General features: G+C 63.8%; 18 protein-coding genes. 3 read left to right on the top strand and 15 right to left on the bottom strand.

Annotated elements, in window-relative coordinates; translation table 11 throughout:
* Positions 1-70: 70 nt before the first annotated feature.
* The 9 genes from VEC01_RS19665 to VEC01_RS19625 all read right to left on the bottom strand — a co-directional run bounded on the left by VEC01_RS19665 (position 71) and on the right by VEC01_RS19625 (position 10,786).
* Positions 71-1,354, bottom strand: a complete 1,284-nt coding sequence (locus VEC01_RS19665) for a glycosyltransferase family 4 protein (RefSeq protein ID WP_324902614.1) — start codon at positions 1,352-1,354, stop codon at positions 71-73.
* Between the two features lie 24 nt (positions 1,355-1,378).
* Entirely contained in the window at positions 1,379-2,917 is a 1,539-nt protein-coding gene (locus tag VEC01_RS19660; RefSeq protein ID WP_324902613.1) for a class I SAM-dependent methyltransferase, read from the bottom strand.
* A 223-nt stretch (positions 2,918-3,140) separates the two neighbouring features.
* Entirely contained in the window at positions 3,141-4,499 is a 1,359-nt protein-coding gene (locus tag VEC01_RS19655; protein WP_324902612.1) for a glycosyltransferase, read from the bottom strand.
* Positions 4,496-4,885: a hypothetical protein gene (locus VEC01_RS19650; RefSeq protein ID WP_324902611.1), complete on the bottom strand. Its 390-nt coding sequence runs from the start codon at positions 4,883-4,885 to the stop codon at positions 4,496-4,498. The genes VEC01_RS19655 and VEC01_RS19650 overlap by 4 nt, the downstream gene beginning before the upstream one ends.
* Before the next feature lie 168 nt (positions 4,886-5,053).
* Positions 5,054-6,574 (bottom strand): glycosyltransferase, encoded by a 1,521-nt coding sequence (locus tag VEC01_RS19645; RefSeq protein WP_324902610.1) that lies wholly within the window; start codon positions 6,572-6,574, stop codon positions 5,054-5,056.
* A 166-nt stretch (positions 6,575-6,740) separates the two neighbouring features.
* A complete protein-coding gene (locus VEC01_RS19640) occupies positions 6,741-8,249 on the bottom strand; it encodes a malonyl-CoA synthase (protein ID WP_324902609.1) in 1,509 nt (502 codons plus the stop codon).
* A 10-nt stretch (positions 8,250-8,259) separates the two neighbouring features.
* Positions 8,260-9,033, bottom strand: a complete 774-nt coding sequence (locus VEC01_RS19635; protein WP_324902608.1) for an enoyl-CoA hydratase/isomerase family protein — start codon at positions 9,031-9,033, stop codon at positions 8,260-8,262.
* A gap of 52 nt (positions 9,034-9,085) precedes the next feature.
* Positions 9,086-9,889, bottom strand: coding sequence for a prolipoprotein diacylglyceryl transferase (gene lgt, locus VEC01_RS19630; protein WP_324902607.1), 804 nt, complete (start codon positions 9,887-9,889; stop codon positions 9,086-9,088).
* Entirely contained in the window at positions 9,890-10,786 is an 897-nt protein-coding gene (locus VEC01_RS19625; RefSeq protein ID WP_324902606.1) for a LysR substrate-binding domain-containing protein, read from the bottom strand.
* A gap of 128 nt (positions 10,787-10,914) precedes the next feature.
* Here VEC01_RS19625 and ilvD point away from each other — a divergent pair, with 128 nt between their 5' ends.
* On the top strand, positions 10,915-12,789 hold the full coding sequence (ilvD, locus tag VEC01_RS19620) for a dihydroxy-acid dehydratase (protein WP_324902605.1): 1,875 nt from the start codon (positions 10,915-10,917) through the stop codon (positions 12,787-12,789).
* Positions 12,790-12,813: 24 nt separating this feature from the next.
* Here the strand turns inward: ilvD and VEC01_RS19615 are convergent, their stop codons facing one another.
* The gene (locus tag VEC01_RS19615; RefSeq protein ID WP_324902604.1) at positions 12,814-13,035 is read right to left on the bottom strand and encodes a TIGR04438 family Trp-rich protein; all 222 of its coding nucleotides are present in this window, start codon (positions 13,033-13,035) and stop codon (positions 12,814-12,816) included.
* A gap of 140 nt (positions 13,036-13,175) precedes the next feature.
* Between VEC01_RS19615 and VEC01_RS19610 the strand changes: the two genes are divergently transcribed.
* Positions 13,176-13,484 carry a c-type cytochrome gene (locus tag VEC01_RS19610; RefSeq protein WP_324902603.1) on the top strand — a complete coding sequence of 103 codons (309 nt, stop codon included), beginning with the start codon at positions 13,176-13,178 and terminating at the stop codon, positions 13,482-13,484.
* 211 nt (positions 13,485-13,695) lie between these two features.
* Here VEC01_RS19610 and VEC01_RS19605 read toward each other — a convergent pair whose 3' ends face one another.
* The gene (locus VEC01_RS19605) at positions 13,696-14,841 is read right to left on the bottom strand and encodes a branched-chain amino acid ABC transporter substrate-binding protein (protein ID WP_324902602.1); all 1,146 of its coding nucleotides are present in this window, start codon (positions 14,839-14,841) and stop codon (positions 13,696-13,698) included.
* Positions 14,842-15,082: 241 nt separating this feature from the next.
* Between VEC01_RS19605 and VEC01_RS19600 the strand changes: the two genes are divergently transcribed.
* Positions 15,083-15,592, top strand: a complete 510-nt coding sequence (locus VEC01_RS19600) for an Lrp/AsnC family transcriptional regulator (RefSeq protein ID WP_324902601.1) — start codon at positions 15,083-15,085, stop codon at positions 15,590-15,592.
* Positions 15,593-15,836: 244 nt separating this feature from the next.
* Here VEC01_RS19600 and VEC01_RS19595 read toward each other — a convergent pair whose 3' ends face one another.
* From VEC01_RS19595 to VEC01_RS19580, 4 genes are all read right to left on the bottom strand, one after another.
* Entirely contained in the window at positions 15,837-17,153 is a 1,317-nt protein-coding gene (locus VEC01_RS19595) for a D-amino acid dehydrogenase (RefSeq protein ID WP_324902600.1), read from the bottom strand.
* 138 nt (positions 17,154-17,291) lie between these two features.
* Positions 17,292-17,690, bottom strand: a complete 399-nt coding sequence (locus tag VEC01_RS19590; protein WP_324902599.1) for a hypothetical protein — start codon at positions 17,688-17,690, stop codon at positions 17,292-17,294.
* Entirely contained in the window at positions 17,687-18,112 is a 426-nt protein-coding gene (locus VEC01_RS19585; RefSeq protein ID WP_324902598.1) for a DNA polymerase III subunit chi, read from the bottom strand. Before VEC01_RS19585 ends, VEC01_RS19590 begins: the two co-directional genes overlap by 4 nt.
* Positions 18,113-18,116: 4 nt before the next feature.
* Positions 18,117-18,746: a glutaredoxin family protein gene (locus VEC01_RS19580; protein ID WP_324902597.1), complete on the bottom strand. Its 630-nt coding sequence runs from the start codon at positions 18,744-18,746 to the stop codon at positions 18,117-18,119.
* Positions 18,747-18,757 lie beyond the last annotated feature (11 nt).

Raw genomic sequence — 18,757 nt, 5'->3', positions numbered from 1 at the left:
TCGCACGCGATACCGGATGTGCACGGGCGGTGGCGATTCCGGCGGGGGAGCGGGTACGCCCGGCAGCCGGTCAGCAGGTGGTGACGCCGGGTGTCTGGAATGGCGCGGCGACGGGTAGCGCAGGCGGCACCTGCTCCGCCAGCGCCTCCACCAGAGCGACCTGCCGGGGCAGGCAGACGCCGTGCAGATCATATTTCGCGAGCGCGTCGGCGCGCGCCCGTTCGCGCAGCGGCAGGCAGGCGCCCGGGTCGGCAAGTGCGTCAGCGATGGTGCATGCCAGCGCTTGCGGGTCGAAGAAGTCGACCAGCAAGCCGTTCCGTCCATCGTCGATGACCTCTTCGACTGGTCCGGTACGCGAACCGATGACCAGGCAGCCGCTGCTCATCGCCTCCAGCGCCGACCAGGAAAGCACGAAGGGGTAGGTGAGATAGACATGCGCGGCAGAGACCTGCAGCAGGCGCAGAAATACCGGATAGGGAACCGTTCCCAGGAAGTGCACGCGCGCGAGATCGATATCGGCACGAACTTCGTCCAGGAAAACTTCTTTCCAGGTACGCCCGGCGGGGGGCGGCGCGCCGTACCCCTGCTTGTCGCCGCCGACAATCAACACCTGCGCCTTCGGGCGCCGGCGCAGCAGTTCGGGCAGCGCACGCATGAACACGTGACAGCCGCGCTGCGGCTCCAGGTTGCGGTTGACGAAGGTGACGACTTCATCGCCGTGGCGCAGGTCCAGGCCGAATTCCTCCAGTTGCAGGCGCGCGCGCGGATCCGGGCGCGCGAGACTGGTATCGATGCCGTCGTGAATGACGGAGATGCGGGACTGTGCCCATTCAGGGAAAAGACTGCGCTGCCAATGCGTGGGACTGATACCCCAGTCGGTCGCTTCGAGCGACAGCAGGTTGCCCGCATTCTTGGCCCGGATCCGTGCATCCGCGCCGGTGCCGGGCGTGGCGAATTCCGGGTCGAAGTTCATGTCGGCCCCGTATGCCCGGTAATAGAACTCGCAGTAGGTCAGCAAGCGCGCGTCGGGCCACACGTCCTTGAGAAACAAGGCCTCGCCCCAGCCCGGATGGGCGCATATGACATCCGGCTTGAAGCCCTCGGTTCCCAGCTTGAGGGAAGCGAATGCCGCGCTCTCGCCGCGCAGGACCTTGGTTTCGAATTCCGCCGCCCAGGGATGCATGCCCGGCGCATTGCCGCGGCGGACGGTGTAGCGGACCACGTTCACGCCAGGCTGCGCCGCCGGCTTCGCGCCCATCGTCAGCGCCGCGACCTGGTGGCCGCGCGCTGCCAGGGCCGGGGCGAGATGACGGTACTGCCCGGGAAAGGATTGGTGGACGAACAGGATATTCATGAGGCGCCCCGAAAAGCCGCATCGCTAGGCGACGCGCAGCGCACGCAACAGCGGCAGCTGCTTGTCCGTGAAATGGGCTGCAAGACGCGCAAGCTCCGCGACGGCGCCTGCTTCATCGTCGATCGCGGCGCCATCCTTGATCAGCCGCTCTCCCTGCGCATCGAGAATCTTCCACACGAACGACGCCAGTTCCTCCGGCTGCGACAAGCCCTCGCCGGCTGCATGCAGGAACAACTTGGAAAAGCGGTGTACCGGAAATCCGCCGCCGATGAGCGGGCTGGCCAGGAAGTCGATGTCGCGCTGCGCGCCGCCGTCGCCGCACAGCGCCGCGTTCAGCTTGTCGGTATGCCGCCTCGCCTGTTCCACTGCGCTTTCTTCCTGCGCGGGCGAGAGCAAATTGGTGCTGATCAGCAGCATGACGGTGTCGACCAGTTTCTGGAAACTGATGTCCTTGCCGGCAACCGCCTGCTCGATCTGCTCCAGCGTTCTCGGCTCATGATCGGCCAGCACATCGAACACCGGACGCACGACCTCATCCGGTACTTGTACGGTTCCCAGTGGCGTGGAAAGCGTGATCGCAGGGATGTCGGCAGCCGGGAAGGTGAGAACCACGCGCTGCTTCCGCAATTCCTCCAGCTGTTGCGCCTGGCCGAGCCGCCTCGCGCCCTTTGTCCAGTAGTCGGCGCGGAACTGGCGATTCACCATCAGATCCCAGACTGTCTGCATGAACAGCGGATCGGGGATGTCGCGCAAAACCTTTCTCTGCTCGGACGTAAGACCGAGGCCCGGCACGTGATCGAAATAGGAGGCGGAACAGGCGAAGTTCATCCGTGCGCCCGCCAGCCAGCGCGAGGTGCGGGCAAAGGTGGTCGGCTGCCAGTGGCGGGTGAAGTACTCGTGGGCGAGATAGCTGCGGTTCGATTCCTTGAGGGACTTGATCCGCTCGGCCGCCTGCGGGTGCGCGCGCAGGTAGGCGGGATCGGCGGCCAGCAGCTTATCCGCAAAGTCGATCGCCGCGTCGATCTTCGAAACCAGGCTCTGCCCCGCGACGTTCATCTGTTCGACATGCTCGAACAGCATTTCCCGGACCGGAAGCATGGAAGCACATCCCGGAAGCGTGTTATAGCTGACGTATAAAACGCCGCCCGGCCTCAGTTTGCGCCGGACGAAATCGACGATGCCTGCGCGGTCTCGATCCGAAATCCAGCTCCACACGCCATGCAGGGCGATGTAATCGAATTCCGGCAGATCGGGACGACGGCAAAAATCGGCGAAGCTTTCATCGAACAGGCGCGCACCTGCGCCCGATGCGGCCGCCAGTTCACCGGCAACGGCTGCATGCGCGGGATTGAAGTCGGTGCCGTACCACTGGCCCGAGGTGGCTGCCGCATGGATATTGACGCTGACACCCTGGCCGAATCCGAGTTCGCACGCAGTGGCACAAGGAGGCGGCGTCAGCCCGGCTTTCAGGAAAGCGAGGCGCAGCCGCACCGGATTCATCTCGACCGTATAACTATAGGGATAAGCGACGTCGGTCCAGTCGCCGGCAGTCCGGTGATTCATGGCAGGCCTCCTTCAGGTTAGCGTGATACTGCTATTGCGACGCCGCGACATGCGGCGACAGGAAAGGATGTGGCGCAGGACGTCCGGCCTTCGGCTCGATCATCCCGTCTGTCCGCAAGAAATCGTCGATGCGCTGCCGGGAAAAATGAATACCGCGTTTGCAGTATTTGTCCGCATGCAGGCCGGCCCGGCCACAAGGATGCGCGTCTCTGCAGCGGATCTGCTACCCGCCGCCCCGCGCTCCCGGGGCAAGGACATCGCCCGCGATTTCAGGATGGCAGAAATGTTGTGCAACCGGTGTCGGCCCCTGTGCCGTCGCAACATCCAGGCGCGAAAAATGCGGCGGCGGTGGCAATGCCTGCGGCTGCAGCGACTCGATGAATGCGACTTGCTGCGGAAGGCAGACCCGGTGCAGGTCGTACTTCGCAACGACGTCGGCGCGCGCGGTCATGCGCAGCGGCAGAAATGCGTCCTGGTCGTCCAGCACCGCGGCGATTGTGCGCGCCAGCTCCGCGGTATCGAAGAAATCCACCAGCAGCCCGTTTCTTTCATGGTCGATGACTTCCTCGACCGGGGGGGTACGCGCGCCGATCACCAGGCAACCGGCGCTCATCGCCTCCAGCAAGGAAGCGGAGACCGGGCGGGGATACGCGAGATGGACATGCGCGGCGGAGACTTGCAGTAGCTGCAGCAGGAAGAGGTGCGGAACGCGACCGAGAAAATGAACGCGGGTACGGTCGATGCTGCTTCTGACTTCCTCGAAAAAGATATCCTTCCAGGTGCGGCCCCGGGGCGGCGCCGCGTCGCTCCGGTTGCCGTTGCCGCCCACGATCACCACCCGTGCCGCCGGCCGCAAGCGCAGCAACGCCGGCAAGGCGCGCATGAAGACATGATAGCCGCGTTGCGGGCAGAGGTCCCGGTTGACGAAGGTGACAATTTCGTCACCGGGGAAGAAAGTGCGGTCGAATCGCGCCGGTCTGAAACTTCCCTGTGGGTCGGGGCGCACCAGGTCGGTATCGATTCCGTGATGAATTACGGCGATGCGGGCCTGCGCCCAATCGGGAAACAATGCACGCTGCCAGTACGTCGGGCTGATTCCGAGGTCCGAAGCTTCCAGTGACAGCAGGTTGCATGCATTCCTGGCTCGCAGGCGCGCGCTGGTGGCGACGTCCAACGTGGAAAACTCGGGATCAAAGCCGGCTTCGGCGCCGTGCGCGCGGTGATAAACCTCGCAGTAGTTAACCTGTTTTGCGTCGCGCCAGACATCCTTGAGGAACAATGCTTCTCCCCATTCCGGATGAACGCAGATCACGTCAGGCATGAAGCCGTCGGCGCGCAGCTTCAGGGCGACGAATGCCACCCGCTCGCCATGCAGGACCTCGGTTTCGAACCCCGCCGCCCACGGGTGGACACCGGCTGCGCCGCTGCACCGCATCCCGTAGCGGATGATCTTTACGCCATACCTGCCGGATTCGACCGGCGCCATCGTCAGCGCCAGTACGCAGTGGCCGCGGGCGGCCAGCGCCGGTGCCAGGTTGTGATAGGGACCTGGGAAGGCCCGGTGAACGAAGAGTACGTTCATGGGCGCACCGCGTGAAGGGCGTGGTAGTAGAACTCGGCGTAATTGAGAAGCCGGGCGTCGGGCCACACGTTCTTGAGAAAAGTGCCTTCTTCGGTGCCGGCATGGGTACAAATAAGGTCGGGCGTGAAACCGCCGGCGCGCAGTCCAAACGCGGCGTGCGAGGCGTGTTCTGTCTGCACTTTGCCTGTATCAGGATCGGCGTCGGCTGCCCGGCTTTCCTGCAGGGCGACCTGTCCAGGCCGGTACCAGTTCACTTCGATGCCGGATACGTCATGGCCCGCAGGCGGCGTGCTCAACGCCACTAACTGGTGCCCGCGTGCTGCCGCAGCGGCGGCCAGATGCAGGTATTGTCCCGGGAACGCCTGGTGAAAGAATAGGATGGTCATGATCCGGCGCCTGCGGCAAGAAAGCAATGGTGCGTTGGCGGGGCGCCGTCTGCCGGCTCTGCGACGCGACAAGCTCCCCTTTACCAGCGCAGTTTCATATTGCTCCCCGCTGTGAACAAAAAAAATACTGCTTATGCAGTATTTTGAAATCGCAACCCGGAAGGCCTCTCAGGCGCCGGTGTAGCGTGCGCGCAGCAGGTTTTTTTGCACCGCGCCGGCGGTATCGCGCGGCAGCTCGGGCACGAAGAAAATATGACGCGGCACCATGAAGTTCGCCACCTTCGGTTTGAGTGCCGTCACGACTTCCTGTTCGGACAAGTGAACCCCGGGCTTGGGCACAATCACCGCCGTCACCGCTTCGCCGCCATCCGGATGAGGTACGCCAACCACCGCCGACTCGACGACGCCGTCGATCTCGTCGATGATGCACTCGATTTCTTCGGGATAGACGTTGTAGCCGCTGGAAATGATCATGTCCTTGCTCGCGAGAGATTCGACCATCTCGATATGCCGGGGCAGGCAGACCGTGCGCAAGTCGTAGTTTGCGATGATGTGGCTGCGCGCATTCTTTCGCAGTGCTGCGTACGCCCGCGGATCGGCGAGCACGGAAGCGACGGTGCGGGCAAGGGCGGAGGAGTTGAAGAAGTCGACGAGCAGTCCGTTTTGTCCACGTTCGACGACCTCCTCCACGGGCGGCGTGCGGGATGCGACGACCAGGCAGCCGCTGCTCATCGCCTCCAGCAACGACCAGGAGAGCGCAAGGGGATAGGTGAGATAGACGTGCGCGGCCGATACCTGCAGCAGGCGCAGCAAGTCTGAATGGGACAATTCGCCGACGAAGTGCACCCGCGACATGTCCAGCTTGCCGTCAAGCTCGTCCAGCAGGATCTTTTTCCAGCTCGCGCGCGAGGTCGCGCAACCGTTGTCGCGGCCGGCGACCAGCACCCGGGCCGCGGGCCTGAGCTCCAGCAGCTCCGGCAGGGCGCGCATGAATACATGAAAGCCGCGTTCGGGTTTCAGGTCGCGGCTGGCAAAGGTAACGACTTCATCGCCGCAGGCGAGTTCGAGATTGCCTTGCTCCACGCGGAACCGTGCATGAGGATCGGGATGCGCCAGTTCGGTATCGATACCGTCATGGATGACGGAGATGCGGGCGCGCGACGACTGCGGGAAAAGGCTGCGCTGCCAGTGCGTCGGGCTGACGCCCCAGTCCGCGGCTTCGAGCGAAAGCAGGTTGCACGCGTTCCTGGTGCGCTGCCTTGTCTGCTGCTCCACGCCGGCCGTGCCGAACTCGCGATCGAAATGCAGCTCCGCGCCATGCTGCCTCTGGTAAAACTCGCAGTAGCTGAGCAGGCGCGCCCTTGGCCACACATCCTTGAGGAACAACGCCTCGCTCCAGCCTGGATGGACGCAAATAACGTCGGGCGAAAAACCGCGGCTGCGAAGGCGTAACGCGGTATGCGCGGCCCGCTCCCCGAGCAGGACTTCAGTGTCGAATTCAGGCGTTTGCCGGCCGGCTGCCGGAGCGCTTGCGCCGCCCGTGCGGTAGCGCACGATCTTCACGCCCGGGACGCTGCTCCCGGTCGACGCGACGGTGAGTGCGATGACGGTATGGCCGCGCCGCGCCAACGCCGGGGCGAGGTGCAGGTATTGCCCCGGGAACGACTGATGAGCGAAGAGCATGTTCATGGCGGCACCCAGGGCGTGGAACACAAGGTGCACCAGTGGCGGCAGCGCCTTCCGCCAAGGCGGGAGAGGGCGCAGCCGCGCTCCGGTACAAGACCATCTTGCTACTCATTCGTGCGGAAATGGATACTGCGGTTGCAGTATTTTTTACCAGTAGTCGCTAGGGAAATCACGTATTGACGAGGCGCTCGCGCAGCAGGTTTTTCTGTACCTTGCCCATCGTGTTCCGAGGCAATTCCGGCACGAAAAGCACGCGCTTCGGTACCTTGAAATTGGCGATCCTGGACTTGAGCGCGGCGACGATTTCTGGCTCGGAAATCCGTGCGTCCGGCTTCAGCACCACCACCGCGGTCACCGCTTCCCCGAAGTCGGGATGCGGCACGCCGACCACCGCCGACTCGACCACGCCGTCGAGTTCGTCGATGAAGGATTCGATTTCCTTCGGATACACGTTGTAGCCGCCGGAAATGATCAGGTCCTTGCTGCGGCCGACGATGGACAGGTAACCCCGTTCGTCGAAGCGGCCGACGTCGCCGGTCTTGAAGTACCCGTCCGCGGTGAATTCCTCTGCGGTTTTCTCCGGCATGTGCCAGTAGCCCTGGAACACGTTCGGTCCCTTGACCTGGATGTCGCCGACCTCGCCCGCCGGGCAGGGCGAGCCGTCGCCTTTCACCACGCGCACCGATACGCCGGGCAGCGGCAGGCCGACGGTGCCGCCGACGCGTTCGCCGTCGCAGGGATTCGACACCAGCATCGTGGTCTCGCTCATGCCGTAGCGCTCGAGGATGGTGTGGCCGGTGCGGCGCCGGAATTCATTGAACGTATCCATCAGCAGCGGCGCCGAGCCGGAGACGAACAGGCGCATATTGGCGCACACCTCCCTGCCGAAGCCGGGTTCGGCCAGCAGCCGCACATAGTAGGTCGGCACACCCATGAAGACGGTGGCGCGCGGCAGCCGGCGCAGGACCTCGGCGGCGTCGAACTTCGGCAGGAAGATCATTTTGCTGCCGTTCAACAAGGCGCCGTGCGACGCGACGAACAGGCCGTGCACATGGAACAGCGGCAGCGCATGCAGCAGCACATCGCCCGGCTGCCAGCGCCAGTACTCCTGCAGCACCAGCGCGTTGGAAGCCAGGTTGTCGTGGGTGAGCATCGCGCCCTTGCTGCGGCCGGTGGTGCCGGAGGTGTACAGGATGGCGGCAAGCTCGCCCGGCTCCCTGTGCGCGGTGTCGAAGCTGTTCGATTGCAGCGCGGCGCGCTGGAGCAGCGATCCCTGCCGGTCTTCTCCCAGCGTGAAGACGTGCTTTGTGCCGGACTTGAAGGCGATCTGCGACACCCAGCCGAAATTCTGCGGCGAACAGACCACCACCGCCGGTTCCGCGTTGGTGACGAAGTACTCGATCTCCGCTGCGCGATAGGCAGTGTTGAGTGGCAGATAGACGTAGCCGGCACGGATGGTCGCGAGGTAGAGCATCAGCGCTTCGGGAGACTTCTCGACCTGCACTGCAATGCGCGCGTCCCTCGGCAGCTTCAGGCCCGCCAGCAGGTTGGCGATCTTTGCGGTCGCGCGGTCCAGGTCGTTCCAGGTGTAGTACAGGCCGTCGTGCGTTTCGATGCAGCAGGCGCTGCGGTCTTGCGGAAAGCGGGAGGCGAACAGGGCGTAGAGATTGGCATTCATGGGAATCGTGTTAACGGCCTTTGAAATCGGGCTGTCGTTTTTCGATGAAGGCGCGTACGCCTTCGCGGTAATCGTCGGAGTCGAGGAAGGCAAAGGCAGCGCGCAATTCTTCCTCGGTCAGCGCCGGCGGCTGCACGCTCAGGCGGCGCACCAGCTGCTTGTTCATGCGGGCGGCGAGCGGCGCCCCGCAGGCGATGCGCTGCGCCGCATGCCCGGCCTCGGCCAGCGGATCGTCGGCGATCCGGTGCAGCAAGCCTTTTTCCTTCGCTTCGGCGGCGCCGAAAACCCTTCCTTCGAGCAGGATTTCGAGCGCCACCGCCTTGCCGACAAGTTGCAGCAGGCCCTGCAACTCTCCCGGCGCCAGCGGAAAGCCGAGGCGGTTGATCGGAATGCCGAAGCGCGATCCCGGACCGGCGATGCGCAGGTCGCAGGCGCAGGCAATCTCCAGCCCGCCGCCCACGCAGACGCCGTCGATCGCGGCCACCAGCGGATGACGGCAGGCGGCGATGGCTGCCAGCGCGCTGGCGATGTCCTTCGTGTGGTAGGCGTAACCCTGTGCGAAGTTGCTGCGTACGCTTGCGAATTCGTCGATGTCGGCACCCGCCGCGAAGTTGCCGTCGGCGCCGGTCACGATCACGCAGCGCAATGCGTCGTCCGCATCGAGCGCGGCGAAGACGTCGGCCAGCGTACGCCACATCGACAGGTCGATGGCGTTGAGCTTGCCCGGATTGGAGAGCGTCACCGCGGCGACGGCGCCGTCGATGGCAACGCGGATTTCGGACATGTTTCCCCTTGTATATTCAATGCCGGCGCAGGACGTGCCTGCATGGCCGGCGTCAGGCCTGCGCGGTTTTTCTTCTGTACGCCAGCAGCAGCAGCACGATGCCGAGCGCCACCATCGGCAAGGACAGCATCTGCCCGGCCGAAATGCTCACCGCGCCGAACGCCACTTCATAATCCGGCGTGCGGAAATATTCGGTAAAGAAGCGCGCGCAACCATAGCCGACCGCGAACACGCCGCTGACCGCCATCATCGGACGCGCATGCCGCGCAAACAGCCAGAGCACGATGAACAGCAGCACGCCATCCACCAGCGCCTGGTAGAACGGAGACGGATGGCGCGGCAGGTTGTCGACGTTCGGCCAGATCATTGCCCAGGGCAGCGAAGGATCGGCAGTCCGGCCGGGCAGCTCGGCATTGATGAAATTGCCGATGCGCCCCGCCGCGTAACCGAGCGGCACCAGCGGCGCGATGAAGTCCAGCACTTCGAACATATGGCGTCCCTTCTTGCGCCCCCACAGCGCCATCGCGATCATCACCCCGAGAAAGCCGCCATGGAACGACATCCCGCCCTTCCAGACGGCGAAGATCTCCAGCGGATGCGAGAAGTAGTAGGCCGGATGATAGAACAGCACTTCCCCCAGCCTGCCGCCCACCACCACGCCGAGCACGCCGTAGAACAGCATGTCGTCCAGGTCCTCGACCTTCCAGCCGGCCGCCGCGACGTGCGGCTGGCGCACGCGCAGCCGCCCCAGCAGCAGGAACTGCGCGAAGGCGACCAGGTACATGAGCCCGTACCAGTGCACCGACAGCGGGCCGAGGGTGAAAGCGATCGGATCGGGAAGAGGGTGGGTCAGCATCTATCGTTTCTTTCGCAAGAGTTCCAGGAAGGCGCGCAGCACCGGCGACACGTTGTCGCGCCGCCAGGCCAGGCCGGTTTCGAAAGCCGCGGTGCGCTGCGACAAAGGCTTGTAGTCGACGCCCGGGCGCTTCAGATTCGACACGGATTGTGGCACAAGTGCAATGCCCATGCCGGCCGACACCAGGCCGACGATAGTCTGCATCTGGATGGCTTCCTGTCCGATGCGCGGCGTCAAGCCGGCGTCGCGGAAGCAGCCAAGTATCGCATCGTGAAAGGCGGGGGCGATGCGGCGGGGGAAGATGATGAGCGGCATGTCGGCCACCGCTTCCAGGCTGACGGCCGCCTTGCCGCGCACTGCCTTCAGTCCGCGCGGCGCGGCCAGCACCAGCGGCTCCGACAGCACGGTCAGGTAATCAAGTTCCGCCTTCGCCTTGTCGTGCAATGGCGGAATCAGCAGGCCGGCATCGATACGGCCCTGCATCAGGTCATCCAGCTGCACGTCGGTGGTCGCTTCCCGCAGGTCGATCTGCACCTGCGGATAGCGTTCCCGGAATTCGCGCAGCAGCGGCGGCAGCACGCTGTAGTCGGCGGTCGATACGAACGACAGCGACAGCAGGCCCGATTCGCCCGTTGCCGCGCGGCGCGCCAGTGCCGGTAGCGCCTCGGCCTGGTGCAGGATGCGGCGCGCTTCCGGCAGCAGGGCGGCGCCGGCCGGCGTCAGCGCGACGCTGCGCCTGGTGCGCAGGAACAGCGGCGTGCCGAGTGCCGTCTCCAGCGCCTGGATCGTCTGCGACAGCGGCGGCTGCGTCATGTGCAGGCGGGCCGCCGCGCGGCCGAAGTGGTTTTCCTCGGCCACGGCAACGAAATAGCGCAGTTGTCGCAGTTCAATGTTCATATGAAATACGTATCAGTTGGGAATGAATCATATATTTGACACGCATCTATAGGCAAGGCACTCTAATGGTCCCTTGCCCCGTTCCGTTCCGAACGGGCGTATACGAACAGAATTTCCGGAGATAGAAGATGCCGCATTACCGCTCCCGCACCACCACTCACGGCCGCAACATGGCCGGCGCGCGCGCCCTCTGGCGCGCCACCGGCATGAAGGACGGCGACTTCGGCAAGCCGATCATCGCCGTGGTCAATTCCTTCACCCAGTTCGTGCCCGGCCATGTGCACCTGAAGGACCTGGGGCAGATGGTGGCGCGCGAGATCGAAGCGGCCGGCGGCGTCGCCAAGGAATTCAATACCATCGCGGTCGACGACGGCATCGCGATGGGGCACGGCGGCATGCTGTATTCGCTGCCCTCGCGCGAGCTGATCGCCGACTCGGTCGAGTACATGGTGAATGCGCACTGCGCCGACGCCATGGTCTGCATCTCGAATTGCGACAAGATCACGCCCGGCATGCTGATGGCGGCGATGCGCCTGAACATCCCGGCGGTCTTCGTCTCCGGCGGCCCGATGGAAGCCGGCAAGGTGATCGAGGCGCTGCACGGCAAGCAGGAAGGCAGCCAGAAGATCATCAAGGTCGACCTGATCGACGCGATGATCCAGGCCGGCGATCCGACGGTGTCGGACGAGCAGGTCGCCAACATCGAGCGTTCCGCCTGTCCGACCTGCGGTTCCTGCTCCGGCATGTTCACCGCGAACTCGATGAACTGCCTGACCGAGGCGCTCGGCCTGTCCCTGCCGGGCAACGGCACCATCGTCGCCACCCATGCCGACCGCAAGCAGCTGTTCCTGCGCGCCGGCCGCCTGGTAGTGGAGGCCGCCAAGCGCTACTACGAACAGGACGATGCGTCTGTCCTGCCTCGCAACATCGCGACCAAGGCCGCTTTCGAGAACGCGATGGCGCTGGATGTATCCATGGGCGGCTCGACCAATACCGTGCTGCACCTGCTGGCGGCGGCGCAGGAAGCCGGTGTGGATTTCACGATGGCCGACATCGACCGCATCTCGCGCAAGGTGCCCTGCCTGTGCAAGGTGGCGCCGGCGACCCAGGATTACCACATCGAAGACGTGCATCGCGCCGGCGGCATCTTCGGCATCCTCGCCGAGCTGGACCGTGCCGGCCTGCTCGACACCAATGTCTCCACGGTGCACAGCAAGACGCTGGCCGAGGCGATCGCCGCCAACGACGTGATGACGAACCAGGACCAGGGCTTGCGCCAGCGCTTCCTTGCCGCGCCGGGCGGGGTGCCGACGCAAGTGGCTTTTTCCCAGGACAAGCGTTTCGACAAGCTCGATACCGATCGCGAGCATGGTTGCATTCGTGACAAGGCGCACGCGTATTCGAAGGATGGCGGACTGGCGGTCTTGTACGGCAATCTCGCCGAGAAGGGTTGCATCGTGAAGACGGCCGGCGTGGACGAGAGCATCCTCAAGTTCACCGGCCGCGCGCGGGTGTTCGAAAGCCAGGATGCGGCGGTCGACGCCATCCTCGGCGACGTGGTGCAGGCGGGAGACGTGGTAATCATCCGTTACGAAGGGCCGAAGGGCGGCCCTGGCATGCAGGAAATGCTGTACCCGACCTCGTACATCAAGTCCAAGGGGCTGGGCAAGGTGTGCGCGCTGTTTACCGACGGCCGTTTCTCGGGCGGCTCGTCCGGACTGGTGATCGGTCATGCATCGCCGGAGGCGGCAGAGGGCGGGACGATCGGGCTGGTCAACGACGGCGACGTGATCGAGATCGATATTCCGGAGCGCCGCATCCAGCTGAAAATCAGTGACGCCGAGCTCGCGCAGCGCCGCGCGGCGATGGAAGCGAAGGGCGACAGGGCATGGAAGCCGGAGAACCGCGAACGCGTGGTGTCGCAGGCGCTGCAGGCGTATGCGGCGCTGGCAACCTCGGCGGACCGCGGCGCGGTGCGCGACTTGTCGCAGTTGAAACGGTAACGGAAAACCGGCAGCGGGAGGCGATTACTTCTTGAAGGTTTTCGTCACCCGCTCCTTGCGGGCTTTTTCAAGTTGTTCCTGCGCGTCATTGCGCCTGTCGAGGCCAAAGAGGCGTTCGCCGAACTCGAACCAGAGGAAGGAGACGCAGAACAAGCCGACGATCCACCACCAGGACAGTTCCGCCACCGGCGCGACTTCGAGGTATTTCAGGATCGATAACAGGACGATTGCAAGAATTAGTGGCATGACGGCTCCCTTTCCGCCAGAATATTGCGAAAAATTGTAACGGTCAATTCACGCGGTCAACCGGCGTGGAGTGAACCGCGTTTCACAGTGGTAATCCCGGTTGTATTTTCCCGTTTCGGGTTTTTCGTATGGAGAGAGTAATGAAACGTTCTTTGTTGGTTTGTTTTGCCCTGGGCGCCCTGGCTTCCAATGCTGCGTTCGCGAATGCTGACCTGGCCAAGGCCAAGAACTGCATGGCGTGCCACGCAGTGGCAAACAAGCTGGTCGGCCCGTCCTTCAAGGATGTGGCAGCGAAGTATGCCGGCCAGAAGGATGCCGAAGGCAAGCTGGTGCAGAAGGTCCTGAAGGGCGGCAGCGGCGTCTGGGGCGCAGTCCCGATGCCGGCCAACCCGCAAGTCAACGAAGCGGAAGCCCAGACCCTGGTGAAGTGGGTCATGAGCCAGAAGTAATTCCGGTTTCCGGACAAAAGCGCTCCCTCGGGAGCGCTTTTTTTTTCGGCCTTCATTTTCGGCCAGGCAGCGCCGCCAGCACGTTTTCTCAGGAAGAGCATGGCCGAGGTTCACAGTAACTCGCCGTTGTTCAAAATCATGTGCGGCCGGCGCCACGGACGAAAAAAAGCCCCGTCCAAAGGACGGGGCTCCTGATGCGGCAGGAACAGAATTACTTGGTCACACCGATCACTTCACGCTTGCCGCCCTTGTAGGTGTACAGGGTCAGCGTACCGTCCTTGATGTCGCCCTTGGCATCGAACTCGACGTTGCCGGTCACGCCCTGGTACTTGATCTTGGCCAGTTCCGGCGCGTACTTCGCCGGTTCGGCAGAACCCGCCTTCTTCATTGCCTCGACCATCACCATCACCGAGTCATAGACGTACGGTGCATAGATCTGCACGTCGGTGTTGAACTTCTTCTTGAATGCGGCACGGAAGTCTTCCATGCCCTTCTTCTGGTTCTCTTGCACACCGCCTGCCTCGGCGCACACCACCTGGCCGTCGCCCATTGCGTCGCCGGCCAGCTTCGTCAGCGCTTCGGAGCAGATGCCGTCGCCGCCCATGAACTTGGCATTGATGCCCAGCGCCTTCATCTGGCGCAGCATCGGGCCGGCCACCGCGTCCATGCCGCCGAAGAACACCACGTCCGGCTTGGTGCCCTTGATCGTCGTCAGAATCGCGTTGAAGTCGGTCGCCTTGTCGTTCGTGTATTGCTTCGAAACGACCTTCACGCCCTTGGCCTGGGCACCCTTCACAAACTCTTCAGCCACGCCCTGGCCGTACGCGGTGCGGTCGTCGATGACGGCCACTTGCTTGGCGCCGAGCTTCTCGGCTGCATAGCGGCCCAGTGCACCGCCCAGCTGGCCGTCGTTGGCCACCACACGGAACGCGGTCTTGAATCCCTGCTGGGTGTACTTCGGGTTGGTCGCGGACGGGGAGATCTGCGGAATGCCGGCCTCGTAGTAGATCTTGGAAGCCGGGATCGTGGTGCCCGAGTTCAGGTGGCCAATCACGCCGTGGACCTTGGCATCGACCAGCTTCTGCGCCGCAGCGGTGCCTTGCTTCGGATCGGCTGCGTCGTCTTCGGCCAGCAGTTCGAACCTGGCTTTCTTGCCGCCGATCGTCACGCCCTTCGCGTTGAGCTCGTCGATCGCCATGCGCGCGCCGTTTTCATTGTCCTTGCCCAAGTGAGCGATGGCGCCGGAGATCGGGCCCACATGGCCGATCCGGACGACCAGTTCCTGCGCCGATGCCGCTCCTGCAAAGGCAAATGCAATCGCGCCAGCCAGCGGAATCATTTTTGTCTTGAACTGCATAAAATATCCTCCTAAGGATTGTAAATACACAAGGTTGCTGCAAGACTCACTTGTTTTCTACTTGCCCCGCGCAAGGCAGGGAGCGGTAGCCCATCGGTCAGAACCGGCGTTTTGACTGCATCGGAGCCGGAGCATGACAAACTGTAATGATTCATTTCTCTTAACACGCAGACGGTACAACAGATAAAAGGGTTCGCAAAGAGTTTTTCTGCGGTTTTTTGTAAGTTTTTTCAATTTTTATATGTCTAAATTTCACGTGCTGGACAAGGTCGACCGCAAGCTTTTGAACCTGCTGCAAAAAGACAACCAGATGCCCACGCGCACCCTTGCCGAGAAGGTTCACATTTCCCAGCCGACATGTTTGCGCCGCATCCGCGAATTGCGCGAATCCGGGGTGATCAGCGCCGACGTCGCGCTGGTCGATCCGTTCGCGCTCGGCTACGGCATGCTGGCCTTCCTCGAAGTGTCGCTGAACAACCAGTCCGACGAACACATGCAGGACTTCGAGGCGCGCATGGCGAAGGAGGCGGAGGTCATGCAGTGCTACTTCGTTTCCGGCGAATACGACTACTTCCTCGTGGTCCATGTGATCGATATGGATGCGTACTACCAGTTCGTGCGGCGGGTCATCTCCGGCTCCGGCAACGTGCGCCATTTTCAGTCGCGCTTTCCAATGAAGCGCGCCAAGTTCGCCACCCGCATCGCCTTTGATGAAAAACTTGCCGAGGTGCAGGTGAAGGTGGGGAAGTAGGCAGCGCTGCTATACAGGCTATAACGCGTGGCGCAGGAAGGGGATGACAGCACGCAGGGATCGTGCATCGATTTTTTTGCGCTTGCAGCCGGGCCTGCAGTTGACGCTTTCAGATAGCCGCTATCGCATTCGGCGTCTTCCGTACCCGGCCCGCTTCGACGATTCGACGGCGACATGCAATCGATTCCCGCCTTCGCATATGCCCCCTAAACCGGCGTGCGGAAACTGCCTGCGATGTTCACCTTCAGGCGCGCGCTGCTTGCCGTGCGACCACACGATCCTGCCCGTGTGCACTCATCCCGGTAAACGCAAAATCCACTTCCGGCCGTCGCCCCGACACGATGTCCGCGATCGCCCGTCCCGAGCCGCAGCCCATGGTCCAGCCGAGCGTGCCGTGGCCGGTATTGAGGTACAGGTTCGGGTACCTGGTCCTGCCGATGTAGGGCACGTTCGATGGCGTCAGGGGACGCAAGCCGGTCCAGTACACCGGGTCGCCGTAGTCGCAGGCTTCCGGGAACAGTTCCCGGGTACGCCGCGTGATCGCCTCGCAGCGGGTGCTGTTCAGTTCCCGGCCGTAGCCGTTCAGTTCGCAGGTGCCGGCGACCCGCAGCCGGTCGCCCAGGCGGGAAATCACCAGCTTGTGGCCGTCGTCCGTCAGCGATACCCGCGGCGCCGCATCCGGCCGCGTGATCGGATAGGTCGCCGAGTAACCCTTGCCCGGGTAGATCAGCAGGTCGATGCCAAGCGGCTTGAGCAGGGGAACGCTGAAGCTTCCCATCGCCACAACAAAGGCGTCGGCCCGCAGCAGCTGGTGCCGGCCCTGTCCGTCGATGACTTCCGCGCCGGTGATCCTGGCAGCCTCGCCCGCGCCTTCGGTCAGCAAGCGGGTGACGCTGGTGTTGAAGCGGAAGTCGACGCCGGCATCGGCCGCCTTGCGCGCCAGTCCCGCGGCGAACTTGTAGACGTCGCCGGATTCGTCGGTCGCCGTATAGTCGCCGCCGACGATCTTGTCGCGGATCGCCGCGAGCGCCGGCTCGATGCGCACGACTTCGTCGGCATCGATCGACTGCCGCGGACAGCCGAGTTCGCGCATCAGCCGCGCTGCATCGAGCGCATGCGCAAATTCGCGCCGGTCGGTATAGAAATGCAGGATGCCGCGCGTCAGCTGGTCGTACTCGATGCCGGTTTCGGCGCGCACCGCCTGCAGCGTCTGCCGGCTGTATTCCGCAATCGCGACGATCTGCCGGATGTTGGCCGCGGTGCGGCCCGGGGTGCACTCGCGCAGGAAGCGCAGCCCCCATTTCCATTGCAGCCATTCGGGACGGAAGCGGTAGAGCAGCGGTGCGTCTTCCTTGCCCAGCCACTTCAGCACCTTGAGCGGCGCCGACGGATTCGCCCAGGGTTCGGCGTGCGACACCGAGATCTGGCAGCCGTTGGCGAAACTGGTTTCGAGCGACGCGCCGGGCTGTCGTTCGACGACGGTGACCTCGTGGCCCGACTTGTTCAGGAACCACGCCGAGGCGGTGCCGACGATGCCCGCACCAAGCACGATGACTTTCATGACGACTCCTGAGCGAAACGATAACAGGATTGTAGGAAGTTATCGTTTTTCCAGGTATTCAATCCGGTCCGCGAAATTTTCGCGGATCATCAGCGCAGTCAAAAATCTGCGCAATCAGAAAAGAATACTGAAGTATTTTTATTTTTTTGTGGATTTCAGCTTGGCGATTTCCTGCGACACCGCGCCGCTGACGGCGTCGCGCACGGAGTTGTACAGCCCGGCACGGATGTCGGTCGCCAGGCCTTCGACCGCGGTCTGCAGCGCATCGGCCAGGCTGTCCCTGACCCGTTGCACCAGCACGACGTCGATGCGCTCGAGCAGCTGCAGCAGCACGCGCTCGCGGATTTCGCGTTCCAGCCGGTCCCATTCCGCTTCATCCCAGACGCCTGCCGAGCGCGGGTCTCCCAGCGCCAGGCTGTCCTCCAGGGGCACGATCGCCGGCTGTGCCGGCGCGGTCCTGGCGATGTCGACCGGGGCCGGGCCGGGAATGACTTCCGTCAGAAGGGGGATGCCGGCGTCCGATGGATGGTGTGTCATGCCTTGTCTGCTTCGAAATGGGTAAGGGGGTAGCCGCGCTGCTGGTAGAAGCGGTAGCGCGCGCGCCCCGCGGCAATGTCGGCTTCGTCGGCGGAAACGATTTCGATCATGCGCTCGAAGCGCGCGAAATGCGCGGGCGTGCCCGCCGACAGGTTGACCAGCACCTGGTGGTGCGGCAGCGCCGCCTCGGCGCTGTCGGTCAGGATGATCGGCGTCGACGCCGCCAGCGGGTCGCCGGCCAGCACATGCGGCAGGAACTCCTGCTCCGCGAAGGTCCACAGCGCCTGGTCCAGCGCCATCAGGTCCCGGCGGTCCCGCGTGAGCAGCACGACCTGGCAGTTCGCCGCCCGCGCCTTGCGCGTCAGACGGCACGCATAGGCGATCCGGTCCGCCACCTTGCTGTGGAAATCGATGCGGGTCATGGCGTCAGAAGCGGAAACCCGGGGGCGCATTGCCTGTCGGCGGCGGCAGATCGGTTGCGCGCGGCAAGGCTGCCGCCCGGTCTGCCGGCGCAGTGCTTTCCTGCTTTTCCGGTGCCGCCGCCTGCGGCGCGGCGGCCTGTGCGGGAGGATTGCGGTAACTCTTCGGCAGGCGGCTGGTCTCCGGATAGCCGGCGCTGGAGAGCAGCCGGTTCCACGCGCCGAACTCGTAGCCGCGCTCCTTGTTGCGGCCGACGACCAGAAGCGGCAACTGGTTGTCGCCGCCGGCCTGGCGGAACTGGGCGATATCCTCGTTCGAGCTGACCGTCTTCTCCGCAAACGGAATGCCGCGCTCGGAAAGTAGCTTGCGCCCTTCTTCGCACGGCGGACAGTTCTTGCCGGTGTACAGGGTGACCGGCTGGTTGCGCATCGCTTCCGCGACTTCGAACGGCAAGTCGGACGTGCTGACGCCGTCCGTCGTGAGCGACTTCGTTTCGACCCGTGCCGCCGACTTTGTCGGCGGCACGTCGCTGTAGGTGACCTTGCCGTCCGGCCCGACCCACTTGTACAGCTGCGCATGCGCGGTCGCCGCGCACAGCAATACGAGCAGCGAACAGGACTGCAATACACGTTTCATTTGTTTTTCTC

It is taken from the genome of Noviherbaspirillum sp. (assembly GCF_035627455.1).
Classification (GTDB): domain Bacteria; phylum Pseudomonadota; class Gammaproteobacteria; order Burkholderiales; family Burkholderiaceae_D; genus Noviherbaspirillum.
This window is presented reverse-complemented; position numbering and strand designations above follow the sequence as displayed.